This is a genomic window from Pseudomonas sp. CFBP 8771 (genome assembly GCF_014841695.1).
GTDB lineage: Bacteria > Pseudomonadota > Gammaproteobacteria > Pseudomonadales > Pseudomonadaceae > Aquipseudomonas > Aquipseudomonas baltica.
In genome coordinates, this window is record NZ_JACYUJ010000001.1 from 900,469 (window position 1) to 927,094 (window position 26,626).

Here is a 26,626-nt window from a genome sequence, read left to right on the forward strand (position 1 = left end):
ATGCACCTGCTGAGGACCCAACCCGGCGGCTTCGTGCCGGACGACAGCATCGCCGACCTCGGCCAGACGCCCGCCGAACTGGTCATCCTCTGCAGCGGCGATTCGCACCTGGCCTTGCTGGCCGAGGCCAGCGAGCGGCTGCCGGCCGACTACCCGAGCCTGCGCCTGGCCAACCCCATGCAGGTGCAGAATCATTCTTCGGTCGACCTCTACGTCGACCAGGTGCTGCGCCACGCCAAGGTCATTCTGATTTCCCTGCACGGCGGCATCGGCTATTGGCGCTACGGTGTCGAGCAGTTGATGCAGCTGGCCGAGCGGGGCGTGCAGGTCATCCTGGTGCCAGGCTGCGATCGTCCCGATCCCGAATTGGCCGAGCTTTGTACGGTGCCTGCCGAGCAAGCCGAACGCCTGTGGCAGTACCTGCGCCAGGGCGGCATGGAAAACGCACGCAACCTGTTCGGCTACCTCGGCAATACCTGGTTCGGACGCACCGAACCGTGCGAAGCGCCTCAGACGCTGCCGCGCACGGTCATCTACCATCCGACGCAACCGACCGCCGACCTGGCCTACTGGCAGACGCAGTGGCAAGCGCAATGGCCTGTGGTGCCGTTGCTGTTCTATCGCTCGCACCTGCAGGCGGCCAACACCGGTTTCGTCGACACCTTCTGTGCCAGGCTGCAGGCGGCCGGGCTCAATCCGCTGCCGATCGCCGTGGCCAGCCTCAAGGAAGCTGCATGCCTGGCGCAGGTGCAGGACTGGATGGACGAGGCGGGTGCCGCGATCATTCTCAACACCACCGGCTTTGCCCAGTCCAGCCCGGAAGCACCGCACCTGCGGCCGTTTCGCCGTGACATTCCGGTGATCCAGGCCATCTGCGCGCAGGACAACCAGGCATTGTGGCAGGCGAGCGAGCAGGGTCTGGGCGCGCGCGACCTGGCCATGCACATTGCCTTGCCGGAGCTGGACGGGCGCATCATCAGCCGGGCCATCAGCTTCAAGGACCTGGCCTGGCACAACGAGCGCAGCCAGAGCGATGTGGTGTGCTACACGGCGCATGTCGAGCGCATGGATTTCGTCGCCGAGCTGGCGCGCAAATGGGCCGCTTTGGCGCGTCTGCCCAATGCCGACAAGTGTGTCGCCCTGGTGCTGGCGAACTATCCGACCCGCGATGGCCGAATCGGCAACGGCGTCGGCCTCGACACTCCGGCTGCGGCGCTGAACATCCTGCGCGCGATGCAGCAGCAGGGCTATCCGGTGGCCGATCTACCCGACAGCGGTACGGCGCTGATTCACCTGCTGCTCGGCGGCGTGACCAACGATCTGGAACAACTGGACCTGCGCCCCTGTGCCCAGAGCATGGCGCTGGACGACTACCTCGCCGCCTTCGCCTTGCTGCCGGCGGCCAATCAGACCGCCGTGCGCGAGCGCTGGGGCGAGCCAGGTGCCGACCCCATGTGCCGTAACGGCCGCATGATGATCGCCGGTCTGCGCATGGGCCTGACCTTCGTCGGCATCCAGCCGGCGCGCGGTTACCAGGTGGACGTCAGCGCGGTCTACCACGACCCTGATCTGGTGCCGCCCCATGGTTACCTGGCGTTCTATTTCTGGCTGCGCCACACTTACGGCGCCGATGCGCTGATCCACGTGGGCAAGCACGGCAACCTGGAATGGCTGCCGGGCAAGGGCGTCGGGCTGTCCGAGCAGTGCTGGCCCGATGCGGTACTGGGGCCGATGCCGAATATCTACCCGTTCATCGTCAACGATCCGGGCGAGGGCGCCCAGGCCAAGCGGCGCACCCAGGCGGTGATCATCGACCACCTGATGCCGCCGCTGACCCGCGCCGAGACCTACGGGCCGCTGCGCGATCTGGAACTGTTGGCCGACGAGTACTACGACGCGCAGATGCTCGATCCGCGCCGCGCCCAGGCCCTGGAACAGGACATTCTGGCGCTGGTGCGCGAAACCCGCATCGATCACGAGCTGCAGATGGCCGAGGGTGCCGAAGCGGCGGTGTGGCTGCCGCGCCTGGACACCTACCTGTGCGACTTGAAGGAGTCGCAGATACGCGATGGGCTGCACGTGTTCGGCGAGTCGCCCCAGGGTCGCCTGCGTACCGATACCCTGCTGGCACTGCTGCGCATTCCTCGGGGCGACGGCCGCGGCGCCCAGGCCAGTGTGCTGCGAGCATTGGCCAAGGCTTTCGAGCTGGGTTTCGATCCGCTCGACTGCGACCTCGGCGCACCTTGGGACGGACCACGGCCGACGGCCCTGGCCGCGATCAGCGAGGAGCCCTGGCGCAGTGCCGGCGACAGCCGCGAACGGCTCGAACTGTATGCCGCCCAGCTGATCGAGCAGGCCTTGAACGGTCCGCTGGAACTGGGCGAAGGCTGGAGCGACGTGCAACTCATCCTGGGCCACCTGTGCGACACCGTGGCACCGCGTCTCGATGCCTGCGGACCGGCGGAAATGCACGGCCTGCTCAGCGCATTGTCGGGCCGTTTCGTGCCCGCCGGGCCGAGCGGGGCACCCAGCCGCGGGCGCCTCGACGTGTTGCCCACCGGGCGCAACTTCTTTTCCGTGGACGTGCGCAACCTGCCGACCACCACTGCCTGGCGCATCGGCTTCGCCTCCGCCAACCTGATTCTCGAGCGGCACCTGCAGGACCATGGCGATCACCTGCGCCAGCTGGGCCTGTCGGTCTGGGGCACGGCGACCATGCGTACCGGCGGCGACGACATCGCCCAGGCCATGGCGCTGATGGGTGTGCGCCCGGTGTGGGCCACCGGCAGCCAGCGGGTGGACGATTTCGAGATTCTGCCATTGAGCCTGCTTGATCGCCCGCGGGTGGACGTGACCCTGCGGGTGTCCGGGTTCTTTCGTGATGCCTTTGCCAACCTGTTGCGCCTGTTCGATGCGGCCGTACAGGCCGTGGCGGCGCTCGACGAGCCCGACGATCTCAACCCGCTGGCAGCCAAGGTCCGTGCCGAACAGGCGCAACTGCTGGCCGAGGGCGTACCGGCCGAGCAGGCCGCCCGCGAGGCAGGCTGGCGTATCTTCGGCGCCAAGCCCGGTGCCTATGGCGCCGGGGTGCAAGGGGCCATAGACGGCCGCCTGTGGCAGACCCGCGAAGACCTGGCCGAGGCCTACCTGAACTGGGGCGCCTATGCCTATGGTGCGGACGACGAGGGAACCGCCGCACGCGCACCTTTCGCCCGGCGCCTGGGGCAGGTCCAGGCCGTGCTGCAGAACCAGGACAACCGCGAGCACGACCTGCTCGATTCCAACGATTACTACCAGTTCCAGGGCGGCATGCTGGCCGCTGCGGAAACCCTGGGCGGGCAGAAGACCGCCAGTTACCACGGCGACCACAGCCAGCCAGACGTGCCGCGCGTGCGTACCCTGAAAGAAGAGCTCAACCGCGTGGTGCGTGCCCGCGCGGCCAATCCGAAGTGGATCGAAGGGGTCAAGCGACACGGCTACAAGGGCGCGTTCGAACTGGCCGCGACGGTCGACAACCTGTTTGCCTTCGATGCGACCACGCACCTGATCGACGATCACCAGTACGCGTTGCTCACCGACGCCTACCTGCTGGATCCTTCTACCCGCAGTTTTCTGCAGGAGCACAATCCGGCGGCGCTGCGCGACATGGCCGAACGTCTGCTCGAGGCTCAGCAGCGAGGCCTGTGGGCTGAACCGGGCGACTACCGACAAGCCGTGGAAGACCTGCTGCTGGATACCGAAGAAGATGCCTGAAGAGATCCCTGCAATGACCGACACCCTGCACTTTCCCCTGGCCGCCGTGGTCGCCGCCGATTCGCTGAAACTGGCGTTGTGTCTGGCCGCTATCGATCCGCGCATCGGTGGCGTGTTGATCGAAGGGCCACGGGGCATGGCCAAGAGCACCCTGGCGCGCGGGCTTGCCGATCTGCTCGCCGGTGGCCAGTTGGTGACCTTGCCGCTGGGTGCCAGCGAGGACCGCCTGGTCGGCACGCTCGACCTGGAAGCGGCGCTGGGCGAAGGGCGGGCACGCTTCTCGCCAGGCGTGCTGGCCAAGGCCGACGGTGGCGTGCTGTACGTGGATGAGGTGAACCTGCTCGCCGATCACCTGGTCGACCTGTTGCTAGACGTCGCTGCCAGCGGCGTCAACCGCATCGAGCGCGATGGCATCTCCCACGCCCATCCGGCGCGCTTCGTGCTCATCGGTACGATGAACCCCGAGGAAGGCGAGTTGCGTCCGCAGCTGCTCGACCGCTTCGGCTTCAACGTTGCCCTGGATGGCCAGCCCGCGCCGGCCGAACGCAGCCAGATCATTCGCCGCCGTCTGGCATTCGACAGCGACCCCCAGGCGTTCTGCGCGCAGTGGGCTGCCGCGCAGGCGGCGCTGCGGCTGCGTTGCCAACAGGCGCGGGAGCGTCTCGAGTCGATTCCGCTGAGCGACCAGGCGCTTGAATCGATCACCACCCGTTGCTTCGCCGAAGGCGTGGACGGCCTGCGCGCCGACCTGGTCTGGCTGCGCGCGGCGCGCGCCCATGCGGCCTGGCGCGGCGGCGACGCTATCCTCGACGAAGACGTTGACGCGGTTGCCGAGTTCGCCCTGCGCCATCGCCGCCAGACGAACCGGCCGCCAGAGTCCAGCGCGACACCACCTCCGCCCGCTGCCAGCGCTGAGCAACCCTCCGACCCCGGTCAAGGCCAGTGGGGCGACATGCCGGCGCAGGCCGTTCCGGTGGGCGAACGGCGCACGGTGCCGAGCTGGCCAAAAAAGCCCTGAGCATCCGTCCGCGCCCGGCGGATGCTCGGCCCGGCAAGGGCAACCTCGAACAAGGGCGGCAAGGCGCGGCGCGCGCGGCATCGGCCGGCAAGGTCGACTGGCCGGCTACCCTGCTGCAGGGGCGGCCGCGCCAACGTGACGACCTGCGTTGGCAACAGCGTCGCAGTGCCGCCCAGCAGCTATGGCTGATAGTGGTGGACGCGTCGGCTTCGACGCGCCGGCACGGTGCCCTGGCCGAGGCCAAAGGCGTGCTGGCCCAGGTCTTCGACGACGCCTACCGGCAACGGGCCCGGCTGGCGCTGCTCACCGCCAGCGGCACCGGGCCGGCCTGGCAATGCCACGGTTTGAAGGCTTCGGCGGCGTTGCAGCCCTGGCTGGCCGAGCTGGGCGCAGGCGGCGGCACGCCACTGCTGGCAGCACTGGACCAGGCTCGCGAATGGCTGCAACAGCGCGCACGCCAGCACCCCCAGGAAGCACAACGCTGCCTGGTGTTCACCGACGGGCGTCTGAAGTCACTGGAAGGCGCGTTGCCAATGGCCTGTCCGGCATTGCTGGTGGACATGGAGAAGGGCGCGATCCGGCTGGGTCGCGCCCGCGCTCTGGCCGCGGCGCTGAACGCCGAGTACCAGCATCTGGACGACTTGCCGCGGCGGTAGCCTCAGGCCGCCCGTGGATTGCAGAGCGCCTTGCTCCACACCGGATTGTCGCAACGCGGGCAGGGCAGGGCCTGCTGGTGAACCAGGGTTTCCAGGTGGCCGCAATACTCGCAGGCATACAGGTCCTCGCGATCGGCCGTGGTCAGCGACTCCCGATGCTCGGGCGGGAGGATCGACAACCCAGGCTTTACATCCTCGCGTTCGTGGAAGTACAGGCTGACGTCACCATTCACCTCGAGGATACCCAGCCGCACCTGGCCCAGGTGCTCGACGCCGCGAAGGCGCAGTTCCATCAGGAACTCGGCGTGGGTGATGTTGCCGCTCTGCAGCGCCTTGAGCTCGAACACACCGTCGCGAATGATCAGAAACGGCTTGCCCTCCAACCATTCGCCGAAGCGGCCGCTGCGCTCGGTCAAAAAGGTGGTGAGGCGATACAAGATGATCATCGCCAGGAACACCACCAGTACGGGCAATACGGGTACGTCCTCGTAGAAGGTCACATCGCCAGCCGCCGAGCCCAGGGTCAGGATCACCACCAGCTCGAACAGCGACAGCTGGCGCACCCCGCGCCGTCCGGCGATCTTCAGAAACAGGAAGACCACCACATAGGCCATGAGCGTACGCGCGACCACCTCGCCCAGAAACCCCGTGTTGACATCACCCAGCAGCACACGGTGCCAATCGAACGCGTTCATGCTCATCCTTGCCGATACCGAAAAACGGCGATTGTACACCGGCGTCGCGCAGGCTCCGCGAGACGTATCGCTGACGCGCCAATGTCGCGCGACGACGATCAATGACCAGCCCGAAGGTGTTAAACGTCAATTTTCCGTTACTGTTTTGGCACAACTTGCAAGCCGCTGTTTTTGATGTATTTTCCCGATCACGTCCCAGCAAGGAAAGGCCATGCCTGTGAATTCGAACGCCTACCCCTGCGAGCCTTGCGGACTGTTGGGCGATAGTCAGCCCATGCGCGACTTGTACAAGCTCATCAACAAGTTCTCGACCACCGATTCCCCGGTCTTGATCCGGGGTGAAGCGGGTACCGGCAAGCAGTTGATCGCCCGCGCACTGCACCAGCAGTCTGCGCGCCGACTGCAGCCCTTCATCGTCTTCGACTGCCAGGCTCGTGCCCACCGCCCGGGCCAGACGCCACTCTTCGCGCCTGGCTGTGGCGAGACCAATGTGCACCCGTTGTCCGGCAGCGTGCTGCAGGCCGTCCATCGCGGTACCTTGCTGCTCGAGCAGGTACATGGCTTGCCGCTGGACATCCAGGAGCAACTGCTGCGGTTTCTGCAGCGCAAGGGCTCAGGCGAGGTGGACGTGCGCGTGGTGGCCACCAGCGACAGCGACCTGGCAGGCGCCATGCGCAAGGGGCAGCTGCGGGAAGATCTCTACTACCGGCTCAACGTGCTGGAGATCGTCGCGGTACCGTTGCGCGAACGCTACGGCGACCTGGCCATGCTGGCCAATCATTTCGCCCAACGCTACAGCCGCGAGAACGGTCGGCGCCATCGCCCGTTCAGCCAGGAGGCACTGATTGCCATGGGCGAGCATGACTGGCCGGGCAATGTCCGTGAGTTGTCCACCCGGGTTCGCCAGGCCCAGGCACTGGCCCACGGCAACCAGATCGAAGCCGGGGACCTGGGGCTGGGCACCGAGACCCTGGTCGCCGCGCCTTTGGGGACGCTGCAGGATTACAAGCACCGCGCCGAGCGTCAGGCGCTGGGCGACGTGCTGCTGCGCCATGGCGGCAACCTGAGCACGGCGGCCAGGGTGCTTGGCGTGTCACGCCCGACGCTGTATCGCCTGCTGCACAAACACCACATGCGCTGACGCACGCTAGGGTTGATCCAGAACATGCCGAATGCTCGCCAGCACCTGTGTTTCACGCGCTCGCCAATCTCCGCTGATGACGGTGCAAGGCAGCGCGTGGGCCAGCAGCCAGGCCCGGCTTTGGGCAAAGAAGGCTTGGCGCTGGGACAGCTCGGGTTGACAGCGCTGGCCATCGGCAGTCCATTCCACGCCCTCTGGCGAGAGCAGCAAGTGCGCGTCGTAGTGCCGTTGCAGCAGCGCCGTTTCCAGCCACGCCGGGCAGTTGCCGAACAAGGTCTCACTCCAGAGCATATTGCTCAGCAAGTGGGTGTCGAGCACCAGCAACGCCGGTTGCGCGCGGCGGGCGGCATCTTCCCAGGCCAATTGGCCGCGAGCGATGGCGTCGATGTCGGCGTAGCAGGTGTCACGCTGTTCGCGGTCGATGAAGTGGCGCACGTATTCGCCCACCACCACCGCACCCAGTTGCACGCGCATGCGTTCGGCCAGCCAGCTCTTGCCCGACGATTCGGGCCCGCACAGCACCACGACCTTCATGCGGCCACCGCCACGCTCTTGCGCCACTGGTGCCAGCCGTGAATCGCCAGCAGCAGGAACAGCGCATACAGGCCGGCCGTCAGGTACAGCGCCTGATGCACGAACAAGCCGACGAAAATCGCATCGAGGACGATCCACAGCGGCCAGCACTGCTCGCGCTTGGTGGCCATCCACCACTGTGCGACCAGGCTGAAGCCGGTCAGCAGGGCGTCCAGCCACGGCTGGCTGGCGTCGCTCCAGGTGGCCATCGCCGCTCCCAGCGCAAGCCCTGCAACCAGGCCGATGAGCAAACCGCCGAGCAGCGGCGGTGGTGCCAGGCGCGTGACCGGTCGACCATTGGCCGTCGATGCACCACGGGTCCAGTGCCACCACCCGTACACCTGCACGCCCGCGTACACCACCTGCAACAGCATGTTGGAGTACAGCTTGTAGTCATAAAACACATACGAATAGATCAGTACCATGACCAGGCCGATCGGCCAGCACAGCCAATTCTGCTTGACGGTCAACCACACCGCGATCACGCCCAGCGTGGCGGCGAACAATTCCAAAGGCGACATGGACAATCCCTGGCAGGTGCATGCAATGCATCGAAGGCCGGGATTGTAACCTGCGCCACACTCGCGGCGCGCGTTGCGTGCCGTGGACCTGCCGTAAAGATGAAACTTCAACTCAATCAACGCTCGACGGCGCCGGCATGCGGATTTGCACGACCTGCTCTGATAGCATCGCGGGGCCCGACGGCAATGAGTTCTATTAAACAGACAGGACCGCGCCAGGCGCGCGTCCAATTGGGGGAATGATGGATTTTTGGACCGCCATGCAGGCGTTGATTCTGGGCATCGTGGAAGGCTTGACCGAGTTCCTGCCTATCTCCAGCACGGGCCATCAGATCATCGTGGCCGACCTGATCGGCTTCGGAGGCGAGCGGGCGATGGCCTTCAATATCATCATCCAGCTGGGTGCGATACTGGCCGTAGTGTGGGAGTTTCGCCGCAAGATCCTCGAAGTCGTCACCGGCTTGCCGACCCAGCGCAATGCGCAGCGCTTCACCATCAACCTGCTGATCGGCTTTCTGCCTGCAGTGGTGCTGGGGGTGATATTCGCCGACAAGATCCACGAATACCTGTTCAACCCCATCACCGTGGCCGTGGCGCTGGTGCTTGGCGGCTTCGTCATGCTCTGGGCCGAGAAGCGCGAACATGCCGTGCGGGTTCACCACGTCGATGACATGCACTGGAGCGATGCGCTCAAGGTCGGCTTTGCCCAATGCCTGGCGATGATTCCCGGCACTTCGCGCTCGGGCTCGACCATCATCGGTGGCCTGCTGTTCGGTCTGTCGCGCAAGACGGCCACCGAGTTCTCGTTTTTCCTGGCCATGCCGACCATGGTCGGCGCCGCGGTGTACTCCGGCTACAAGTTCCACCATCTGTTTCAGCCAGCGGACTTCCCGGTGTTTGCGCTGGGCTTCGTGGTCTCGTTCATCTTCGCGATGATCGCAGTGCGCGGCCTGCTCAAGTTCATCGCCACCCATAGCTACGCGGTGTTCGCCTGGTACCGCATCGCCTTCGGCCTGATCATCCTGGCCACCTGGCAGTTCGGCTGGATCGACTGGTCCAGTGCGCAGGGCTGAACCGGCGTCGCGCCGGGCGCCGTCACCGCTGCGCGGCGGGCAGCAGCGTCCCGTGCGATTCCTGGCGCTGAAACTCGGGGCCTTCATCCTGCTATGCCTGTTGCCGTTCCTGGGCGTATTGCGCCTGGTACTGGCCGGGCACCCGGTGCTGCTGGCAGTTTATGCCCTGATGAGTCTGCTTGCGGTCGGGTTGTACTGGCATGACAAGCGCCGCGCCACGGTGCAGGGCCAGCGCATTCCGGAAAGACTGCTGCACGGCGTCGAGCTGCTCGGCGGCTGGCCGGGTGCGCTGCTCGCCCAGCAACTGTTCCGGCACAAGACGCGCAAGGTGTCCTATCAACTGGTGTTCTGGCTGATCGTCGCGCTTCACCAGGCGTTCTGGTTCGATCAGGTCATTTTTGCCGGACAGCACCTGGGTATCACGTTCTGACGCCACGGCTCTGCACTTGCAGGCTCAATGCGCGTGACGACTGCCGGTGGGGTCCTGGATCTGGATGACGCGACCCTTGCTCCAGGCATCGGCGCCTGGGTCTATCGCCGGCGCGGGGATATCGGCGCGGGCCGCTTTCTTGCTGTCGCTGTCGACACCAAAGCGTTTGTCGCGCTCGCGCACCAGCGCCGGATCGATCTGACCATCAGCGGTGAAACCCATCATCAGTTGCGGTACGCCCAGGGGCAGCTGCTTGTCCAGATCGGTGTGCCAGGTATGCCAGGTCTTGCCGTAGGTGTTCACCAGTTTTTCCATCAGGGCATGTTCGGCCGGCGCGGGAATGCCCGGCGCTATCAGTTGGCCGGACTTCACTTCGTGGACGTGGCTGTGCCACAACGCTTTCTCGGCCGTGGGCAGTTTGGCGAAGAGCCCGGCGCTGATGATGTATTCGACGCCCATCAGTTTTGCATCCTTGACGTTACCGTCATAAATGACGCACTGAATCACTTCTTCATTGAGGATGGCGCAATAGTGATGGGCTTCCATCTGCGCACCGGGGTGTCCATTGTAGAAATGAAAGCCGTCCAGGTAGGCGTTCAACTCATCGATGGGTGGGCGCGACTGCAGCGCGTTGGCGCCAGCGTCCAGGGTCTTGGTCAGCGCTGTGGCCGGTACGCCAGGCGCGTCCACCTTGGATGCGCTGTTATTGCCGGCGCAGCCCGCGATGGCGAGGGCGGCAAGGCACGTCAACGAGGTGCGCGTGGCAAGGGCCTTTCGAGTGTTCATGCTGGAGTCCTTTTCATGGGGGCGAAGCGCAGCCAAGGCTTTGTGAGCGATGGCCGGCAACACTTCAGGGGCACCTTCATAGAGCCGGACCACGGACGAGGGTTCAGCCGAGCAGACTCTGGTTGCGGTCAGTGGAGGGTTTTCAGCCGCGCCTGCGTAATATTTCACGGAACCGGCGTGTGACTTGGCCCATCCTATGCTGTGTCAGAACCTACCCCCGAGGTTTTGCCAAGGAAGAGCGCCGCGATGGTCCGTCGTTGTGCAGTATTGGTTTTTCTGCTGCTGTTGAGCCTGTTTTCGGTGCAGGCTCAAGCGCTTCCCCATGCCCGCTGGAACGTGGGTTATCACCTGCTGACCTTCAACGACCCGCTCGACGACCAGCCCATGCAAGCCTATGCCTTCTACCCCACCCAGGGACGTACGCATCCGGCCCGATTGGGCGGCTACAGCATCGACGCGCAGCAGGATGCCCCGATCGCCATCGGTCGCTTCCCGCTGCTGATGCTGTCCCACGGCAACACCGGCACCCCCTTGGCCTTGCACGATCTGATCACTGCACTGACGCGCAAGGGCTTCGTGGTGGTGGCGGTGGTCCATCCGGGTGACAACGCCCAGGATCACAGCCGTTTGGGCAAGCTCAGCAATCTGTACGGGCGGCCACTGCAGATCTCCCAGGCGATCAGCGCAGCGTTGGGCGATTCGATGTTGTCGCCTTTCGTCAATGCCAACGCGGTTGGGGTGATCGGCTATTCCGCAGGTGGCGAGACGGCATTGATCCTCTCCGGCGCGCGCCCCGACCTTCAGCGCTTGCGCAAGTACTGCGAAGAGCGGCCCTACGACGCCGATGCCTGCCAGACCCGTGGTGAACTGGAAGCCGACCGCGACGACCTGAACCCCGAAGCCGACCCTCGGGTCCGCGCGCTGTTGTTGATGGCGCCGTTGAGCCTGATGTTCGGTCGCCAGACCCTGGCTGAAGTCCACTTGCCAACCCTGATCTACAGCGGCGATAACGATCAACTGGTGGCCATCGACAAGAATGCCGAGGCGCTGGCGCGCAAGCTGCCGGGAAACACGGACTATCGACTGCTGCCCGGCGCCGGTCACTTTGTTTTCATGGCACCGTGCACGGACGAGCAACGCGACGCCTCGCCGACCCTGTGTACCGATGCCGACGGCGTGGACCGTGAAGGCATCCACCGCGACCTGATCCACGAAGCCGGAAAGTTCTTCACTCACACCCTGGGTCGGCCTTCACGCGCGGGCCTGCAGACCGCCGATCACTGATCCTGGCGCGACAGCCACGCAGTGAGCCCCAGTGCCGCGAGGGACAGCCCGGCGGCCAGAGCGAAAATCGATCCATAGCCGAACCCGGCCGCTACTGCGCCCATCACCGGTCCGGCAATCGCCAGGGCCAGATCGAAGAACACCGCGAAGGCGCTCAAGCCTGCACCGCGGCTGGTGCCCGGTACCTTGTGGATGGCCAGCACCCCCAGCGCAGGATAGACCAGCGACAACCCCAAGCCGGCCAGCGCTGCACCCGCGAGCGTGAAGGTCGGCGAGGGCGCCAGCCAGAGCAGGCTCAACCCGACCACCTCCGTGGCGATACAGGCCATGGCCACCGTCGAGCCGCCCAGGTGATTGATGCTGTTGATGAACACCAGGCGCGCCGCGATGAAGCTGATGCCGAAGGCGGTCAGGCACCAGGCCGCGCCTTCCCAGCCGCGCTCCACGTAGTAGAGGGTGATGAACGTGGTGAGGGTGCCGTAGCCGATCGACGCCAGCATCAGGCTCATCCCGTGTGGTGCGACCCGGCCGAAGGCCGCCCAGAACGGCATGCGTTCGCCACGCACCACGGGCGCGGCAGGCGTATCGTGGATCATCCACAGCGCCAGCGCGCTCAATAGCATCAGGGCGATGCCCAAGGTCCAGAAGCCGGCGAACCCCACCATCAGCACGCCCAGGGGCGCGCCGATGGCGATTGCGCCATAGGAGGCGATGCCATTCCAGGAAATCACCTTGGCCATGTGCTCGGCGCCGACGCGGCTGATGCCCCAGCTGCTGGTGCCCACGCCGATCGCTCCCTGGGACAGGCCGAGGACCACACGCCCGGCGATCAACACCCCCAGGCTCCACTGCGGCGCGCTGTGCAGGAACACGGATACGAAGGTCAGCGCACCGCTGATACCGATACCGATCAAGCCGTAGACGATGGTGCGTTTGGTGCCCAGGGCATCGGCCATACGCCCGGCACTCGGGCGGCTGAGCAGGGTGGCCAGGTACTGCGCGCCGATCACCACGCCAGCCGCTACGGCGCTGAAGCCCAGCTCATCGTGAACGTAACCCGGCAACACGGCAATCGGCAGCCCGATGGAGATGAAGGCAATGAAGGTGTAGAAGACGATGGAGATGATTTGCAGGTTGATGGACGACGAAGGGGTAGGGTGGGCAGACTCGGTCATGGGCTCGTTCGCAGGCGTGCGCTTGAGGTCCCCTCGGACAGGGAACGTTGGTTAAAGCAAAGCAGGCTATCGATTATTTGCAACTCTTCGACACGACGCGACGCTGCTACAACCACAACGCAAGCCGCGTCATCGCAGATGGCGCGGCCTGCACAAATCCCTGTAGCAGCGGCGCAAGCCGCGTCCGGTTCGCCGCGCTGCGTCAGGCACACCACAGTGGCCATGACGCGGCTCGCGCCGCTGCTACAGGGGCTGTTCCAGCAGCGCAACGGTTTTCTCGTCGGGCTCACCATTGAAGAACCGGTCGAGCACTTGCTGGAAGCACGCCTGCTCAGGTGCGACGCTGGCAAACAAGGTCATGCATGAACGCAGTTTCATATCATCGGGACTGCCGAACATGGCTGTCACGCTCTTGCCCGAATGCTCGAGCACGGTCCGTGTGCACTCCAGAAGCCGAGCGCCCAGTAACGGATCGTGCAGATAGGCCACTGCTTCGGCAGCGCCGCTGATCGCATAGAAACGCGCCGTCTCGCTCCGCCCCAGGCCCGCCAGTTGGGGAAAGACGAACCACATCCAGTGAGTGCGCTTGCGGCCGCTGCGCAATTCTTCGAGGACATCGGAGTACACCGCGCGTTGGGCGTCGATGAAGCGGTTCAGATCGAAGGTGTCGTTCATGGCAGGTACTTCCCGCAGGAATTGTGTGCAATTGTGGCCGCTGTCAGGCAGTGGAGTTCCATCTACCCGTATCGTCACTCTTGGGCCAACAGTACTTCCACGCCCAGCTTGCGGATCGCCTCGGCTGCCACGTCAGTCAACTCGCTGTCGCTGATGACCACATCGAACTGCTCGAGCCCGGCGATCTTGTACATCCCGAACGTACCGTATTTGGAACTGCTGGTGATGAGCACCCGCTGAGACGCCGACTGCATCGCCACCTGCTTGACCTCGACCTTGAGCGCCGAAGGCGTGGTGATGCCCCGTTGCAGGTCCCAGGAACTGGTGGACATGAATGCAATATCGGTCGCCAGCTGGCGCAATGTGGCCACTGCCAAACCACCCACGCACGAGCGGTTGGGATGGTCGAGCAGCCCGCCGGTGTGAATCACGTCCACATGCAGCGCTTCGGCCAGAGCATGAACGATGCCGAAGTCGTTGGTCACCACGGTCATGCCCGAGAGGGCCGCGATATGCGGAACAACCTCCAGTGTGCTGGTGCCAGCATCCAGATACACCGTCATGTCATCGTGTAACAAACCTGCGGCGAGCCTTGCCATCGCCTGTTTCTGCGGCTGCTCGGCGACCGCCTTGGACTGATGGCTGGGTTCGCTGTGCAACTGGCTGGCAATGCGCACGCCACCGGGCACCGAGTAGGCGCGGCCTTCCTGCTCCAACACACTGATATCGCGGCGCACGGTCATGTGCGAGCAATCGAACATTTCCGTCAGTTGGTGCACGCTGAGCACCTGGTGCTTGCGCAACTGGCGCAGGATCTGTTCCCGGCGCTGGTCGGGAATCATTGGTGCGGCGCCAGTGATGGCGAGGTCCTCGTCGGTGGGCATTCAGGCTCCGGGGCGTGCAGGCAGATGGTCAGGCGGCCATCTTAGCGAATCACCGCCTCGATCAATAGAACGCCGATCAAACCGATCACCGATTGCAGGCACAGCATCAGGGTCCAGGTGCGGAAGGTCTGAGCCACACTGAGTTGGAAGTACTCCTTGAACAGCCAGAAACCCGAGTCATTGACGTGGGAGAGCATCACGGCACCCGAGGCGGTGGCCAGTACCAACAGCTCCGGTGACAGGCCCGGATAGGCTAGTGCTAGGGGCGCGACGATCCCGGTGGCAGCGACGGTGGCGACTGTCGCAGAACCGACGCAGATGCGCAGCAGTGCCGCGATACCCCAGCTTAGAATCAGCGGATTGACCGCCCAGCCAGAAGCATGGTGAGTGATCAGTGCATCCAGTTGAATGGTAGTGAGCATTTCCTTGAAGCCACCGCCAGCGCCCAGAATCATCACGATCGCGCCCAGCGGTGCCAGGCCCTGGCTGGCCATCTTCTGCACCTGGCCCAGGTTGAACCCGGCACGCAGGCCCAAGGCGAAGAAGGCAAAGATGACCGCGATCAACAACGACAGGATCGGGTTGTTCAGGGCGTTGAATACCCCGTAGGCCATCGAGCCCTTGACGCTGAAGGCCAAGCCCAGGGTGCCGACCAGCATCAGGCCGGGCGGCAGCAGCACGGCGATGATCGATGACAGCAGCGACACCTGGTTTTGATCCGGGCTGACTTCCCGCGCGCCCACTGGGCCTGCGCTGAGGTCGGGCGCCGGGCCGAACCAGGGGCTGATCAGGCGGGTGAAGATCGGGCCGCAGATGATCGCCGTGGGCACGGCGATCAGCAGGCCATAAAAGATGGTCAGTCCGGTATTGGCATGGAACGCTGCGACCGCCAGCGTCGGGGCCGGGTGCGGCGGCAGCAGACCGTGAGACACGTACAGGCCGGCGGCCAGGGGCAGACCTATGTAAAGCAGATGGCTATTGGTGCGCTTTGCCACCGTATAGACCAGCGGGGCCAGCATGATGAAGCTGACGTCGAACAGGTGCGGCATGCCGATCAGCAAGGCGGCGGCGCAGATCGCCCAGGGCGCGTACTGCACCGGACGCTGGCCGATAAAGGCATTGGCGATGCGGTCGGCGCCACCCGAGCCCAGCAGGATACCGCCCAGCAGCGTACCCAGGCCGATCACCGGGCCGGTCTTGGCCAGCGCCGAGCCGAAGCCCTTGGCGAAGCTGTCGATGGTCTCGCCGGCGCCCGCACCACTGAGCAGGCCAAGGCCGATCGCGGTAAGGGTCAGGGCCAGGAACGGGTTGAGCTTGAGCTTGGTGATGAGCAGGATCAACACCACGATGGCGCCGGCGGCCATCGCGAAAATCAGCAGTTCGCTATTCATGTTTTTATGGAACCTGTGAAGTGGACGTCGGTGCCCGTGTCGGGCACCGGTATCGGCTGAAAGCCGCTGTGCGATCAGGCCGATTGCAGGCCGGTCTGCCAGGCGCGGTGCAGTTCATCGTTGTACTGCCCGATGTCACTCATCAGCAGCAACTCGCCGGCTTTGATGTCCCGCGCGGCGGTGGCGTGGGCTGCCAGGTACAACGGAGCGATATCGTCGGGGGCATCCGAACGCCCGATCAGCACGGCCTGCACACCGGTGACGTCGTGGTGGTGGCCACCCATTTTCAGCACGGTGCCTGCGGCGATATCGATCGTGGCGCGTCCGGCCAGAATGGTCGACTGGCTCGGTTTGTCGGTGCCCGACGCACGTTTGTGCAGCACAGCGTTGAGCAGGGTGATCGGCGTTTCCACACCCATGAAGTGGTAGGGCAGGTACAGGCAGGCGTAGCGTCCGTTGCGGCTGACCACGTGGCCTTTCTGCGCGAGCAATTCCCAGGTCGGTTTGTCGTGGGTGCGGATGATCACGAACACACCCCCGGCAAAGCTCGCCTCGTCGGGTAGACGCAGCACGTTGAACACCTCGATCACGCCGCTGCGACCCAGCACACCACCGTCTTCGCGCAAGGCGTAGATGTCGGCCAGTTCGCTGGTACGAGCAATCGGGTAGTGCAGCAGTTCCACGTCCGGCACCAGGCCGGTGTTGGTAGCCACCACCGACATTTCGCAATAGTCGGCGGTGGCGGACGTCTTCAGGCCATTCAAGGCGGCGCGGCGTGCTGCAAGGGTGGCTGGAATGTCATCGCCCAGGCGCAGCAATTCGCCCATGGCTGGCGTGGAAATGGTGGTATCAAGCTGGGTGATGCTGCCGTCCTCGGGGTTGAACACCAGATCGTATTCACTGGACTTGCCCGCTGCGACGATGTCCAGCTTGAGCACACGCGCCCAGCTGACCCAGCCGATCAGGTTGGCCGGCTGATCGCCGTCGGCGGTGGTGTAGACCACATCGTGTTGTGCGGCAAGGCGGGACAGGGCGATACCCGCAACCGAGTCCACTTCCTTGCTGACCATGGCGACGTGACGACCGTCCTCGATGGCGCGCCGGGCGACCTGGTAGCCAATCGCGGGGTTGCCGGTGGCTTCCACCAGGATGTCGTAGCGGGCAGCCTGCAGCAGGGCGACGTCGGCGACCAGCACAATGGCATCGGACGGTGCGCTGGCAACCGCCGCCGCATCCTTGCAGATGTACAGCTGTTCTGCGGCAAAGCCTAGTTCGACGCACAACCCATGCAGGCCGGGCACGTCCAGGTCGCACAGAACGGCGGGGACCAGGTTGGGCATCAGTTGCGTCTGGGCCAGCAAGGTGCGCGAGAAACCACCCTTGGCGCCGGTGAGTGCGTAACGTACGGCCTGGCCGGCTTGTGCAGCGAACAGCAATTCGAAATTCATGGTTCGTCCTCGGTGAAGGGAAAATCGGCAGCGACCACCGGATGAACAATATTTGTTATGGATTCGTAGCTCCCGAGTGACAGCACGATAGTGCGGTTTTCACATTAAGGTCAATTTATTTAACATGGATTAACACTAAGCTTGCTTTCGCTTGTAGTATTGGGTCATTGAATCGCTCAGATGAACCAATAATTAACATGCGCCGTGCCCGCCACGGTGACCTGTGCAGGAGATGCCACTCATGACCGCTGTCCATCGCCCGCTGCTCGGCTGCATTGCCGACGACTTCACCGGTGCTACCGATCTCGCCAACATCCTGGTGCGCGGCGGCATGCGCACGGTGCAATCGATTGGCGTTCCAGACAGTGATCTGGCCGAGTTCGCCGAGGCGGATGCCATCGTCATTGCTCTAAAATCCCGTACCACGTCGGCGGCCAGCGCCGTAGCCGAATCGTTGCGGGCGCTGGCGTGGCTGCGCGAGCGTGGCTGCCAACAGTTCTTCTTCAAATACTGCTCGACGTTCGATTCGACCGCAGCGGGCAACATTGGCCCGGTCACCGAGGCACTCCTGGAAGCCCTCGGCAGCGATTTCACCATCGCCTGTCCGGCGTTCCCGGAGACCGGCCGCACCCTGTTCCGCGGTCATCTGTTCGTTCAGGACAGCCTGCTCAATGAATGCGGCATGCAGCACCACCCGCTCACACCGATGAAAGATGCCAACCTGGTCCGCGTGCTGGACGAGCAGACCACCGGCGCGGTGGGTCTGCTGCGCTACGACGTGGTTGGGCAGGGCGCCTCTGCGGTGGCCATGCGTATGGACGAACTGCGAGCCGAAGGCGTGCGCGTGGCCATTGCCGATGCCGTGAGTGACGACGATCTACAGACGCTGGGGCGTGCCTGCGCCGGGCTGGCGTTGATCACCGGCGGCTCGGGCGTCGCTCAGGGCCTGCCGGAGAACTTCCGCCGCCAGGGCCTGTTGCGCACAGGCGACGCATCCGCCATGCCGGTCATCGAAGGCCGTGCCGTGGTGTTGGCAGGCAGTACCTCCAAGGCTACCAACGGGCAGGTCGCTGCCTGGCTGGAAGCAGGTCGCCCGGCCTTTCGCATCGACCCACTTGCAATCGCACGAGGCGAACCGGTCGTAGCCCAGGCTGTAGCGTTCGCCGACCGTGACCAAGCGGTGCTGATCTACGCCACCAGCAGCCCCGAGCGAGTGGCTGCCGTGCAACGGGAGTTGGGTGCCGAACACGCAGGCGCCATGATCGAAGCGGCGCTGGGCGAGGTCGCGACACAACTGCAAGGCAAGGGCTGGCGCCGGTTCGTCATCGCGGGCGGGGAAACTTCCGGTTCGGTGGTGCAGGCGTTGCGCGTCAAAGGCTTGCGTATCGGCCGGCAGATCGATCCTGGCGTGCCGGCTACCGTAGCCTTTGGCGGCTCCAATGCGCTTGCGCTGACGCTCAAGTCAGGCAACTTTGGCAGCGTGGACTTTTTTGCCAAGGCGCTGGCTTGCCTGGCGGGAGATTTTTCGTGAGAAATGAAAACGACCTGCGCGAAGAAATCTGTGAAGTCGGCCTGAGCCTGTTCGGGCGTGGGTATACCGTCGGCAGCGCCGGCAACATCAGTGCACGCCTTGACGACGGTTGGCTGATCACTCCTACCGATGCTTGTCTCGGAAGGCTGCAGCCCCACGCCATTGCCAAGGTCACCACGGCGGGTGAATGGGTCAGCGGTGACAAACCTTCCAAGACCCTGGCCCTGCACCGGCAAGTTTACGACCGAAACCCAGGAGTCAACGGCGTGGTCCACACCCACTCCACTCATCTGGTGGCCCTCACTTTGGCTGGGGTGTGGAGCGCGCAGGACATCTTACCGCCGCTCACGCCTTATCAGGTCATGAAGGTGGGCCGCATCCCGTTGATCCAGTACCAGCGTCCAGGCTCGCCCGACGTGGCGACGCAAGTTGCCGCACTGGCTGATCAGGTAAGGGGGGTCATGCTGGAACGGCTGGGCCCGGTTGTCTGGGAAAGCTCGGTGTCAAAGGCCAGCCATGCATTGGAAGAGCTGGAGGAAACCGCCCGGCTGTGGCTGATGACCGAGCCACGACCTGCGCCCTTGAGCCAGGCAGCCGTCGAAGAACTCAGGAGGGTGTTCGGTTGCGCCTGGTGAGGCATTGACCCTACTTGTGAAAAGGCCATCATTGGGCTTTACTGGAACCAGCGTCCTACAAAAATCACAAGAGACGAAGCTGATGAGCAATTCCGTGAAGATTCGCAAAAGCGACAGCCATGTCGATGCCTGGGCCATAGGCTTCATGATCGTTGTGATCGTGGCGACGGCGGTGTACTGGTTCAGTCGCGGCTGAACCCGTACCCGCCACGGAATCTGCGTTAGTTGTCATAACCCAGGTTCGGCGCCAGCCAGCGTTCGCTGACTGCCAGCTCCTGTTTCTTGCGTTCGGTGTAGGCCTGCACCTGATCGCGATCGACCTTGCCCACGGCAAAGTACTGCGCCTGTGGGTGGGCGAAGTACCAGCCACTGACCGCAGCCGCGGGGAACATCGCGTAGTGCTCGGTCAGGGTCACGCCGCTTTGCCCGTTGTCATCGAGCAGGTCGAACAGCGTGCCTTTCTCGGTATGGTCCGGGCACGCGGGGTAGCCAGGGGCAGGGCGGATGCCTTTGTACTGCTCCTTGATCAACGCCTCGTTGTCCAGTGTCTCTTCGGGGTCGTAGCCCCAATGCTCCTTGCGCACCTGCTGGTGCAACCACTCGGCGCAGGCCTCGGCCAGGCGGTCGGCCAAGGCCTTGACCATGATCGAGTTGTAGTCGTCGCCGTTGTCCTGATAGGCCTTGGCGACTTCTTCGGCGCCGATGCCAGCGGTGGTGATGAAGCCGCCCACGTAGTCGGTCACGCCACTGTCCCTGGGTGCGACGAAGTCGGCCAGGGAAAAGTTCGGCTTGCCATCGGTCTTGATGGTCTGTTGGCGCAGGTGATGCAGGCGCGCCAGCGGCTGGCCATCGTCGCCATACACTTCGATATCGTCGTGTTCCACCTGGTTGGCGGGCCAGAAACCGAACACCGCGCGGGCGCGGATGAGTTTCTCGTCGATCAGCTTGCGCAGCATCACCTTCGCGTCCTCGAACAACGCGGTGGCCGCTTCACCCACCACCTCGTCGGTGAGAATGCGCGGGTACTTGCCGGCCAGGTCCCAGGATATGAAAAACGGTGTCCAGTCGATGTACTCGGCCAGTACGTTGAGGTCGATGTCATCCAGTACCCTGGCGCCGGTAAAGGTCGGCTGCACGGGGTGGTAGGTACTCCAGTCGAAGGTGGCCTTGGCCGCGATGGCGTTGGTATAGCTCAAGCGCTCGGTGCGCGCACTGCGGTTGGCCGTACGCTCGCGAACCTCGATGTATTCCAGGCGAGTCTTCTCGACGAACGCCGGCTTGAGTTCCTTGGACAGCAACTGGGTGGCAACCCCCACCGCCCGCGAGGCGTCGGTCACATAGATGACCGCGTCGTTGCTGTACTTGGGCTCGATCTTCACCGCCGTGTGCGCCTTGGAGGTGGTGGCCCCACCGATCATCAGCGGCAGGTGGAAGTCCTGGCGCTGCATTTCCCGCGCGACGTGAACCATCTCGTCGAGCGAAGGGGTGATCAGGCCGGACAGGCCGATGATGTCGCACTTCTGCTCGCGCGCGACCTGCAGGATCTTGTCGGCGGGCACCATGACGCCCAGGTCGACGATGTCGTAGCCATTGCAGCCCAGCACCACGCCAACGATGTTCTTGCCGATATCGTGGACGTCGCCTTTCACCGTGGCCATCAGGATCTTGCCCTTGGCTTCGGGCTTGTCGCCTTTCTCCAGCTCGATGAACGGAATCAGGTGGGCCACGGCCTGCTTCATCACGCGCGCCGACTTGACCACCTGGGGCAGGAACATCTTGCCCGAGCCGAACAGGTCGCCAACGATGTTCATGCCCGACATCAACGGGCCTTCGATGACCTCGATCGGGCGCTTGAACGACTGTCGCGACTCCTCGGTGTCTTCGACGATGTGCGTGGTGATGCCCTTGACCAACGCATGTTCCAGACGCTGGTTGACCGGCCAGCCGCGCCATTCTTCGGTCTCGGCTTCCTTGACGCTGCCGTCGCCCTTGAACTTGTCGGCGATGGCCAGCAGGGCGTCGGTGCCTTCCGGGGTGCGGTTGAGCACCACGTCCTCGACACGGTCACGCAGCTCGGCCGGGATCTGGTCATAGATCTCCAACTGGCCGGCGTTGACGATCCCCATGGTCAGGCCGTTACGGATGGCATGCAGCAAGAACACCGAATGGATCGCCTCGCGCACCGGATTGTTGCCACGGAACGAGAACGACACGTTGGACACGCCGCCGCTGGTCAATGCATGGGGTAACTCGTCGCGGATGTAGGCGCAGGCATTGATGAAGTCGACGGCATAGTTGTTGTGTTCTTCGATGCCGGTGGCCACGGCAAAGATGTTCGGGTCGAAGATGATGTCTTCCGGGGGGAAGCCGACCTGGTCGACCAGAATGTCGTAGGAGCGCTTGCAGATTTCCTTCTTGCGCGCCTCGGTGTCGGCCTGGCCAGCCTCGTCGAAGGCCATGACCACCACCGCCGCGCCGTAGCGCTTGCACAGCTTGGCGTGATGGATGAAGGCCTCCACGCCTTCCTTCATGCTGATCGAGTTGACGATGCCCTTGCCCTGGATGCACTTGAGCCCGGCTTCGATCACTTCCCACTTGGAGGAGTCGATCATGATCGGCACCCGCGAGATGTCCGGCTCGCCAGCGATCAGGTTGAGGAAGGTGACCATCGCCTTCTGCGAGTCGAGCATGCCCTCGTCCATGTTGATGTCGATCACCTGCGCGCCGGCTTCCACCTGCTGCAGGGCGACTTCCAGGGCCTCGGTGTAGTTGTCCTCGCGGATCAGCCGCGCGAAGCGCGCGGAGCCGGTGATGTTGGTGCGCTCGCCGACGTTGACGAACAACGACTGACGGTCGATGGTGAACGGCTCCAGACCCGACAACCGGCAGGCTTTGGGAATGTCCGGGATCGCCCGCGGCTCATAGCCGGCCACTGCCTTGGCGATGGCTTCGATATGCCCCGGGGTGGTGCCGCAGCAGCCACCGACGATGTTGAGAAAGCCGCTCTGGGCAAACTCTTCGATGATCTTCGCGGTTTCCGAAGGCAGCTCGTCGTATTCACCGAAGGCGTTCGGCAAGCCCGCGTTGGGGTGCGCCGAAACGTAGGTCCCGGCCTTGTTCGACAGCTCTTCCAGGTAGGGGCGCAGCTCGCTGGCACCCAGCGCGCAGTTCAGGCCTACCGAGATCGGCCTGGCATGGCTTACCGAGTTCCAGAAGGCCTCGGTGGTCTGCCCGGACAGGGTGCGACCGGACGCATCGGTGATGGTCCCGGAAATCATGATCGGCAATTCGAAGCCCAGTTCCTCGTACACCCCCTGCACGGCGAAGATCGCCGCCTTGGCGTTGAGGGTGTCGAAGATGGTCTCGATCAGGATCAGGTCGGCGCCGCCCTCGATCAGGCCTTTGGTGGCTTCGGTGTAGTTTTCCACCAGCTCGTCGAAGGTGACGTTGCGGTAGCCGGGGTTGTTGACATCGGGGGACAGCGAGCAGGTGCGACTGGTCGGGCCCAGCACGCCGGCGACGAAGCGCGGTTTGTCCGGGGTTTCCAGGGTCTTGGCGTCGGCGACGCGACGGGCCACCCGCGCACCTTCAACGTTGAGCTCGTACACCAGCGACTCCATGCCGTAGTCGGCCTGGGACACCTGGGTGGCATTGAAGGTATTGGTTTCCAGAATGTCGGCGCCCGCGTCCAGGTAGGCCTTCTCGATGGCGGCGATCACATCCGGGCGGCTGAGCAGCAACAGGTCGTTGTTGCCCTTGACGTCGCTTGGCCAATCGGCGAAGCGCTCACCCCGATAATCCTCTTCCTCGAGCTTGTAGCTCTGGATCATCGTGCCCATGCCGCCGTCGAGAATCAGGATGCGCTCTTTGAGGGCTTGCTGGAGGGCTTGAAGGCGAGCACTGCGGTCGGACATGGGAACCACTCTTTCAGAAAATTCGGACACTGTGACAGGTGGCGGATGATAGCAAACCTGTGCGCTATTTGATCATCACGAGGATTGCCATGAATTTCACTCATGTTCGGAACGCCGGGCTCGTGCCTTCCCAGTCCCTTGCACAAGGCCCCGGAAGAAACTTGCAGCCGGTCAGTCATTAACGCGTGTCGCGACCTTTTCGAGATTTTTGCAGTCCCACCCCTCGGAATGCCCTGAAAAGGGGCGCGAATTCTCGTTTCAAAAGGCGGTACGCATGCTGATTTCGCTTCAAGCTCTAAGGGCCCTGGCTGCCTGGATCGTAGTCTGCCATCACTTCATGCAGATTTTCTTCGACTTCCATGCCGCAGGCCCCATCGGTCAGTTCTTCACTGACCGGGGCGCGGTGGGCGTTGATATCTTTTTCGTCATCAGTGGGTTGGTCATCTACCTGTCGACCCAGGACAAGCAGATGCCCGCGGGGCGCTTCCTGCTCAACCGCGTCATTCGCATCGTCCCGGCCTATTGGCTGTACACCGCCCTGATGGGGCTGATGCTGGTCAGTCTGGGCCAATGGCTGCCCCATGCCGCGATAGACCTGCCGCATTTCATCCTCTCGCTGCTGTTCATTCCTTCGGAAAATCCCGGTGGCTACGGCCTGTACCCGACGCTGAACGTGGGCTGGACACTCAACTACGAGATGTTCTTCTACCTGCTGTTCTCGCTGGTGTTCACCGTGCCGCAGCGTTACCGCCCGCTGATCGTCGCCGCCGCCCTGGTCGCGGTCAGCGAAGTGCTCGGCCGCTATGGGGTGGTCAGCCGCTTCTATCAGAACAACATCATCTACGGGTTCCTGCTGGGCATCGGCATCGGCATGCTCTATCGCCGCGGCTGGATCGCCCAGGGGTTGTGGCTACCCCTGGCCGTGATCATCGTGTCGGCGGTGCTGATCTATCACCTGGATTCCAGCGACCGGCTGCTGCACTGGGGCTTGCCCAGCGCCTTGATCGTCCTGGCCTGCGTGGCCATGGAGCCGCACTTCCGTGGCAGCCGCCTGCTCAAGACCCTGGGCGACTGTTCGTATTCGGTGTACCTGGTGCACGTGCTGGTGCTCTACGCCGGTTGGCTGGCCAGCGTCCACTGGCATCTGAACCCCTACTGGGTGTTTGCGTTCTGCGTGCCCACCATCGCCCTGGTGTCGTGGGCCAGCTACGTGTGGATCGAAAAGCGTCTGTACCAACGGGTCAAGCACTGGACCGACGCTCGCCTGGATTCGACCTCGATGGCCCGTACGGGGTGATTCCCGACCAAAACAGTCAGGCTTTGTCAGCGTCGCCGGATTCGCGTAAACTGCTGGCAAGTCTGTGAGGAACCACTATGAGCGCTATAACGATTACCGACGCTGCGCACGATTACCTGGCCGATCTGCTGAGCAAGCAGAACACGCCCGGAATCGGCATTCGCGTGTTCATCACCCAGCCAGGCACCCAGTACGCAGAGACGTGCATTGCCTACTGCAAACCGGGTGAAGAAAAGCCGGAAGACACCGCCCTGGGCTTGAAAAGCTTCACCGCCTGGATCGACGCCGTCAGCGAAGCCTTCCTCGACGACGCCGTGGTCGACTACGCTACCGACCGCATGGGCGGGCAGCTCACCATCAAGGCGCCCAACGCCAAGGTGCCGATGGTCAACGCCGACAGCCCCGTCAACGAGCGCATCAACTACTATCTGCAAACCGAGATCAACCCCGGCCTGGCCAGCCACGGCGGGCAGGTCAGCCTGATCGACGTGGTCGAAGACGGCATTGCCGTGCTGCAGTTCGGCGGTGGTTGCCAGGGTTGTGGCCAGGCCGACGTCACCCTCAAGGACGGTATCGAGCGCACCCTGCTCGAGCGCATCCCGGAGCTCAAGGGCGTTCGCGATGTCACCGACCACACCCAGAAAGAAAACGCCTACTACTAGCTAGGCAGGCTGCCCCCGCGCCACGGCGCGAGGCCCGCACCCGGTTCGCTGCGCCCAAGCAGCCCGGTGCGGGCGGCTACTGGCCGAAGCGCTGGGCGTAACCTTGCGGACTCACTCCAAGCACCTTCTGAAAACTGCGCCGCAGGTTTTCCGCGTGGCCATAGCCGCACAGGCGCGCCACGCTCTGCAACGACAATTGCCCGCCCTGAATCATCGCCCGGGCCGCTTCCAGGCGGACCCGCTCGATATGCCGCGCCGGCGTGATATTCAGTTCGGCGAAGAAAACCCGGTACAACGTCCGCGGCGTCATGTTGGCCTTGTGTGCCAGCGCTTCCAGGGACAGATCGGCGCTCAGGTTCAGTGCGATCCATTCCAGCAACTCGGTCAGCCTCGACGTCGTTCCGTTGCAGCGCGCCAGGTGTGGACTGAATTGCGTCTGTCCACCCGAACGCTTGAGAAACAGCACCAGGCGGCGAGCGACGGCGAGGGCCAGGGGGCGGCCCAGGTCGGCCTCGATCAACGCCAGCGCCAGGTCGATCCCGGCGGTGACGCCTGCCGAGGTGAAAATGTGGCTGTGCCCGTCCTTGTCCGAGGGATCGTAGGTGTGCAGCCGATCGCCTTGCACCTGCACATTGGCAAAGGCCTGCAAGGCCTCGACATCGTCCCAGTGAGTGGTGGCGATCAAGCCGTCCAGCAAGCCCGCGCTGGCGAGCATCAGCGCTCCCGAGCATACCGAACCCAAGCGTCGGACCGTGGGCGCGGCCTCGCGCAACCAGGCGAGCAGGGCAGTGTTCGCGCACTGTTCGGCATCGCTGCTGCCGCCGGGCAGCAGCACCGTGTCCAGGGTGCTGCAGTCCACCGACAGCCAGCTGGCGTCGGCATGCAGTTTCAACCCGGCGGAGGTCGCCACGGCGCCCGCTGCCTCCCCCAACAGCTGCAATTGGTAGAGTGGCGCCAGGCCCTGGCGGGCCAGCTCGACGTTGGCCGAGGCGAACACCTGCATCGGGCCGGTCACATCCAGGCTCATCACCCCGGGATAGATCAGGCAAGCGATCACTTTGGTGGAATCAGCCATGCAGTCCAT

Annotated in this window: 23 protein-coding genes; 12 read left to right on the forward strand and 11 right to left on the reverse strand. The window is 64.0% G+C overall.

Annotated elements, in window-relative coordinates:
• From cobN to IFT80_RS03965, 3 genes are read left to right on the forward strand one after another with little or no spacing between them, the layout of a single operon-like run.
• The gene (gene cobN, locus IFT80_RS03955) at positions 1 to 3,753 is read left to right on the forward strand and encodes a cobaltochelatase subunit CobN (protein WP_192136798.1); all 3,753 of its coding nucleotides are present in this window, start codon (positions 1 to 3) and stop codon (positions 3,751 to 3,753) included.
• Between the two features lie 13 nt (positions 3,754 to 3,766).
• Entirely contained in the window at positions 3,767 to 4,771 is a 1,005-nt protein-coding gene (locus IFT80_RS03960; protein WP_192102017.1) for an ATP-binding protein, read from the forward strand.
• Positions 4,696 to 5,427: a VWA domain-containing protein gene (locus IFT80_RS03965; protein WP_192136799.1), complete on the forward strand. Its 732-nt coding sequence runs from the start codon at positions 4,696 to 4,698 to the stop codon at positions 5,425 to 5,427. Before IFT80_RS03960 ends, IFT80_RS03965 begins: the two co-directional genes overlap by 76 nt.
• 2 nt (positions 5,428 to 5,429) lie before the next feature.
• Here IFT80_RS03965 and IFT80_RS03970 read toward each other — a convergent pair whose 3' ends face one another.
• Positions 5,430 to 6,122 carry a DUF421 domain-containing protein gene (locus IFT80_RS03970; RefSeq protein ID WP_122478126.1) on the reverse strand — a complete coding sequence of 231 codons (693 nt, stop codon included), beginning with the start codon at positions 6,120 to 6,122 and terminating at the stop codon, positions 5,430 to 5,432.
• Here IFT80_RS03970 and IFT80_RS03975 point away from each other — a divergent pair.
• Together IFT80_RS03975 and IFT80_RS03980 are read left to right on the forward strand one after the other, a co-directional pair.
• A complete protein-coding gene (locus tag IFT80_RS03975) occupies positions 6,121 to 6,297 on the forward strand; it encodes a hypothetical protein (RefSeq protein WP_192136800.1) in 177 nt (58 codons plus the stop codon). The genes IFT80_RS03970 and IFT80_RS03975 overlap by 2 nt on opposite strands.
• Before the next feature lie 36 nt (positions 6,298 to 6,333).
• Entirely contained in the window at positions 6,334 to 7,263 is a 930-nt protein-coding gene (locus tag IFT80_RS03980; protein ID WP_192136801.1) for a sigma 54-interacting transcriptional regulator, read from the forward strand.
• 6 nt (positions 7,264 to 7,269) lie between these two features.
• On the opposite strand, the gene IFT80_RS03985 is transcribed toward IFT80_RS03980, so the two are convergent.
• Complete coding sequence (locus IFT80_RS03985) at positions 7,270 to 7,797, reverse strand: AAA family ATPase (RefSeq protein ID WP_192056071.1); 528 nt, start codon at positions 7,795 to 7,797, stop codon at positions 7,270 to 7,272.
• Positions 7,794 to 8,357 (reverse strand): nicotinamide riboside transporter PnuC, encoded by a 564-nt coding sequence (gene pnuC, locus IFT80_RS03990; RefSeq protein ID WP_192136802.1) that lies wholly within the window; start codon positions 8,355 to 8,357, stop codon positions 7,794 to 7,796. Before pnuC ends, IFT80_RS03985 begins: the two co-directional genes overlap by 4 nt.
• A gap of 242 nt (positions 8,358 to 8,599) precedes the next feature.
• Here pnuC and IFT80_RS03995 point away from each other — a divergent pair, with 242 nt between their 5' ends.
• Both IFT80_RS03995 and IFT80_RS04000 read left to right on the forward strand, forming a co-directional pair.
• Entirely contained in the window at positions 8,600 to 9,430 is an 831-nt protein-coding gene (locus IFT80_RS03995) for an undecaprenyl-diphosphate phosphatase (RefSeq protein ID WP_122478277.1), read from the forward strand.
• Between the two features lie 52 nt (positions 9,431 to 9,482).
• On the forward strand, positions 9,483 to 9,860 hold the full coding sequence (locus IFT80_RS04000; protein WP_192136803.1) for a DUF1294 domain-containing protein: 378 nt from the start codon (positions 9,483 to 9,485) through the stop codon (positions 9,858 to 9,860).
• Positions 9,861 to 9,884: 24 nt separating this feature from the next.
• Here the strand turns inward: IFT80_RS04000 and IFT80_RS04005 are convergent, their stop codons facing one another.
• Positions 9,885 to 10,646, reverse strand: a complete 762-nt coding sequence (locus IFT80_RS04005; RefSeq protein WP_192136804.1) for an OBAP family protein — start codon at positions 10,644 to 10,646, stop codon at positions 9,885 to 9,887.
• A gap of 246 nt (positions 10,647 to 10,892) precedes the next feature.
• Here IFT80_RS04005 and IFT80_RS04010 point away from each other — a divergent pair, with 246 nt between their 5' ends.
• Positions 10,893 to 11,930: an alpha/beta hydrolase family protein gene (locus IFT80_RS04010; protein WP_192136805.1), complete on the forward strand. Its 1,038-nt coding sequence runs from the start codon at positions 10,893 to 10,895 to the stop codon at positions 11,928 to 11,930.
• Here the strand turns inward: IFT80_RS04010 and IFT80_RS04015 are convergent.
• The 5 genes from IFT80_RS04015 to IFT80_RS04035 all read right to left on the reverse strand — a co-directional run bounded on the left by IFT80_RS04015 (position 11,924) and on the right by IFT80_RS04035 (position 17,503).
• Complete coding sequence (locus tag IFT80_RS04015) at positions 11,924 to 13,105, reverse strand: MFS transporter (protein WP_192136806.1); 1,182 nt, start codon at positions 13,103 to 13,105, stop codon at positions 11,924 to 11,926. The genes IFT80_RS04010 and IFT80_RS04015 overlap by 7 nt on opposite strands.
• A 243-nt stretch (positions 13,106 to 13,348) precedes the next feature.
• Entirely contained in the window at positions 13,349 to 13,780 is a 432-nt protein-coding gene (locus tag IFT80_RS04020; RefSeq protein ID WP_192102012.1) for a DUF1810 domain-containing protein, read from the reverse strand.
• 74 nt (positions 13,781 to 13,854) lie between these two features.
• Positions 13,855 to 14,664 (reverse strand): DeoR/GlpR family DNA-binding transcription regulator, encoded by an 810-nt coding sequence (locus tag IFT80_RS04025; protein ID WP_185793350.1) that lies wholly within the window; start codon positions 14,662 to 14,664, stop codon positions 13,855 to 13,857.
• Between the two features lie 41 nt (positions 14,665 to 14,705).
• Positions 14,706 to 16,055: a GntT/GntP/DsdX family permease gene (locus IFT80_RS04030; protein WP_192136807.1), complete on the reverse strand. Its 1,350-nt coding sequence runs from the start codon at positions 16,053 to 16,055 to the stop codon at positions 14,706 to 14,708.
• A gap of 74 nt (positions 16,056 to 16,129) precedes the next feature.
• On the reverse strand, positions 16,130 to 17,503 hold the full coding sequence (locus IFT80_RS04035; RefSeq protein ID WP_192057092.1) for a homoserine dehydrogenase: 1,374 nt from the start codon (positions 17,501 to 17,503) through the stop codon (positions 16,130 to 16,132).
• Between the two features lie 241 nt (positions 17,504 to 17,744).
• Between IFT80_RS04035 and otnK the strand changes: the two genes are divergently transcribed.
• A complete protein-coding gene (gene otnK / locus IFT80_RS04040) occupies positions 17,745 to 19,034 on the forward strand; it encodes a 3-oxo-tetronate kinase (RefSeq protein ID WP_192102010.1) in 1,290 nt (429 codons plus the stop codon).
• Positions 19,031 to 19,669 (forward strand): 3-oxo-tetronate 4-phosphate decarboxylase, encoded by a 639-nt coding sequence (gene otnC / locus IFT80_RS04045; RefSeq protein ID WP_192136808.1) that lies wholly within the window; start codon positions 19,031 to 19,033, stop codon positions 19,667 to 19,669. The genes otnK and otnC overlap by 4 nt, the downstream gene beginning before the upstream one ends.
• 221 nt (positions 19,670 to 19,890) lie before the next feature.
• On the opposite strand, the gene metH is transcribed toward otnC, so the two are convergent.
• Positions 19,891 to 23,583 (reverse strand): methionine synthase, encoded by a 3,693-nt coding sequence (gene metH / locus IFT80_RS04050; RefSeq protein WP_192136809.1) that lies wholly within the window; start codon positions 23,581 to 23,583, stop codon positions 19,891 to 19,893.
• 274 nt (positions 23,584 to 23,857) lie between these two features.
• Here metH and IFT80_RS04055 point away from each other — a divergent pair, with 274 nt between their 5' ends.
• Positions 23,858 to 24,880: an acyltransferase family protein gene (locus IFT80_RS04055; protein ID WP_192136810.1), complete on the forward strand. Its 1,023-nt coding sequence runs from the start codon at positions 23,858 to 23,860 to the stop codon at positions 24,878 to 24,880.
• Between the two features lie 77 nt (positions 24,881 to 24,957).
• Positions 24,958 to 25,542, forward strand: a complete 585-nt coding sequence (gene nfuA, locus IFT80_RS04060; RefSeq protein ID WP_049859622.1) for a Fe-S biogenesis protein NfuA — start codon at positions 24,958 to 24,960, stop codon at positions 25,540 to 25,542.
• A gap of 76 nt (positions 25,543 to 25,618) precedes the next feature.
• Here nfuA and IFT80_RS04065 read toward each other — a convergent pair whose 3' ends face one another.
• On the reverse strand, positions 25,619 to 26,617 hold the full coding sequence (locus IFT80_RS04065; RefSeq protein WP_122478274.1) for a GlxA family transcriptional regulator: 999 nt from the start codon (positions 26,615 to 26,617) through the stop codon (positions 25,619 to 25,621).
• Positions 26,618 to 26,626 lie beyond the last annotated feature (9 nt).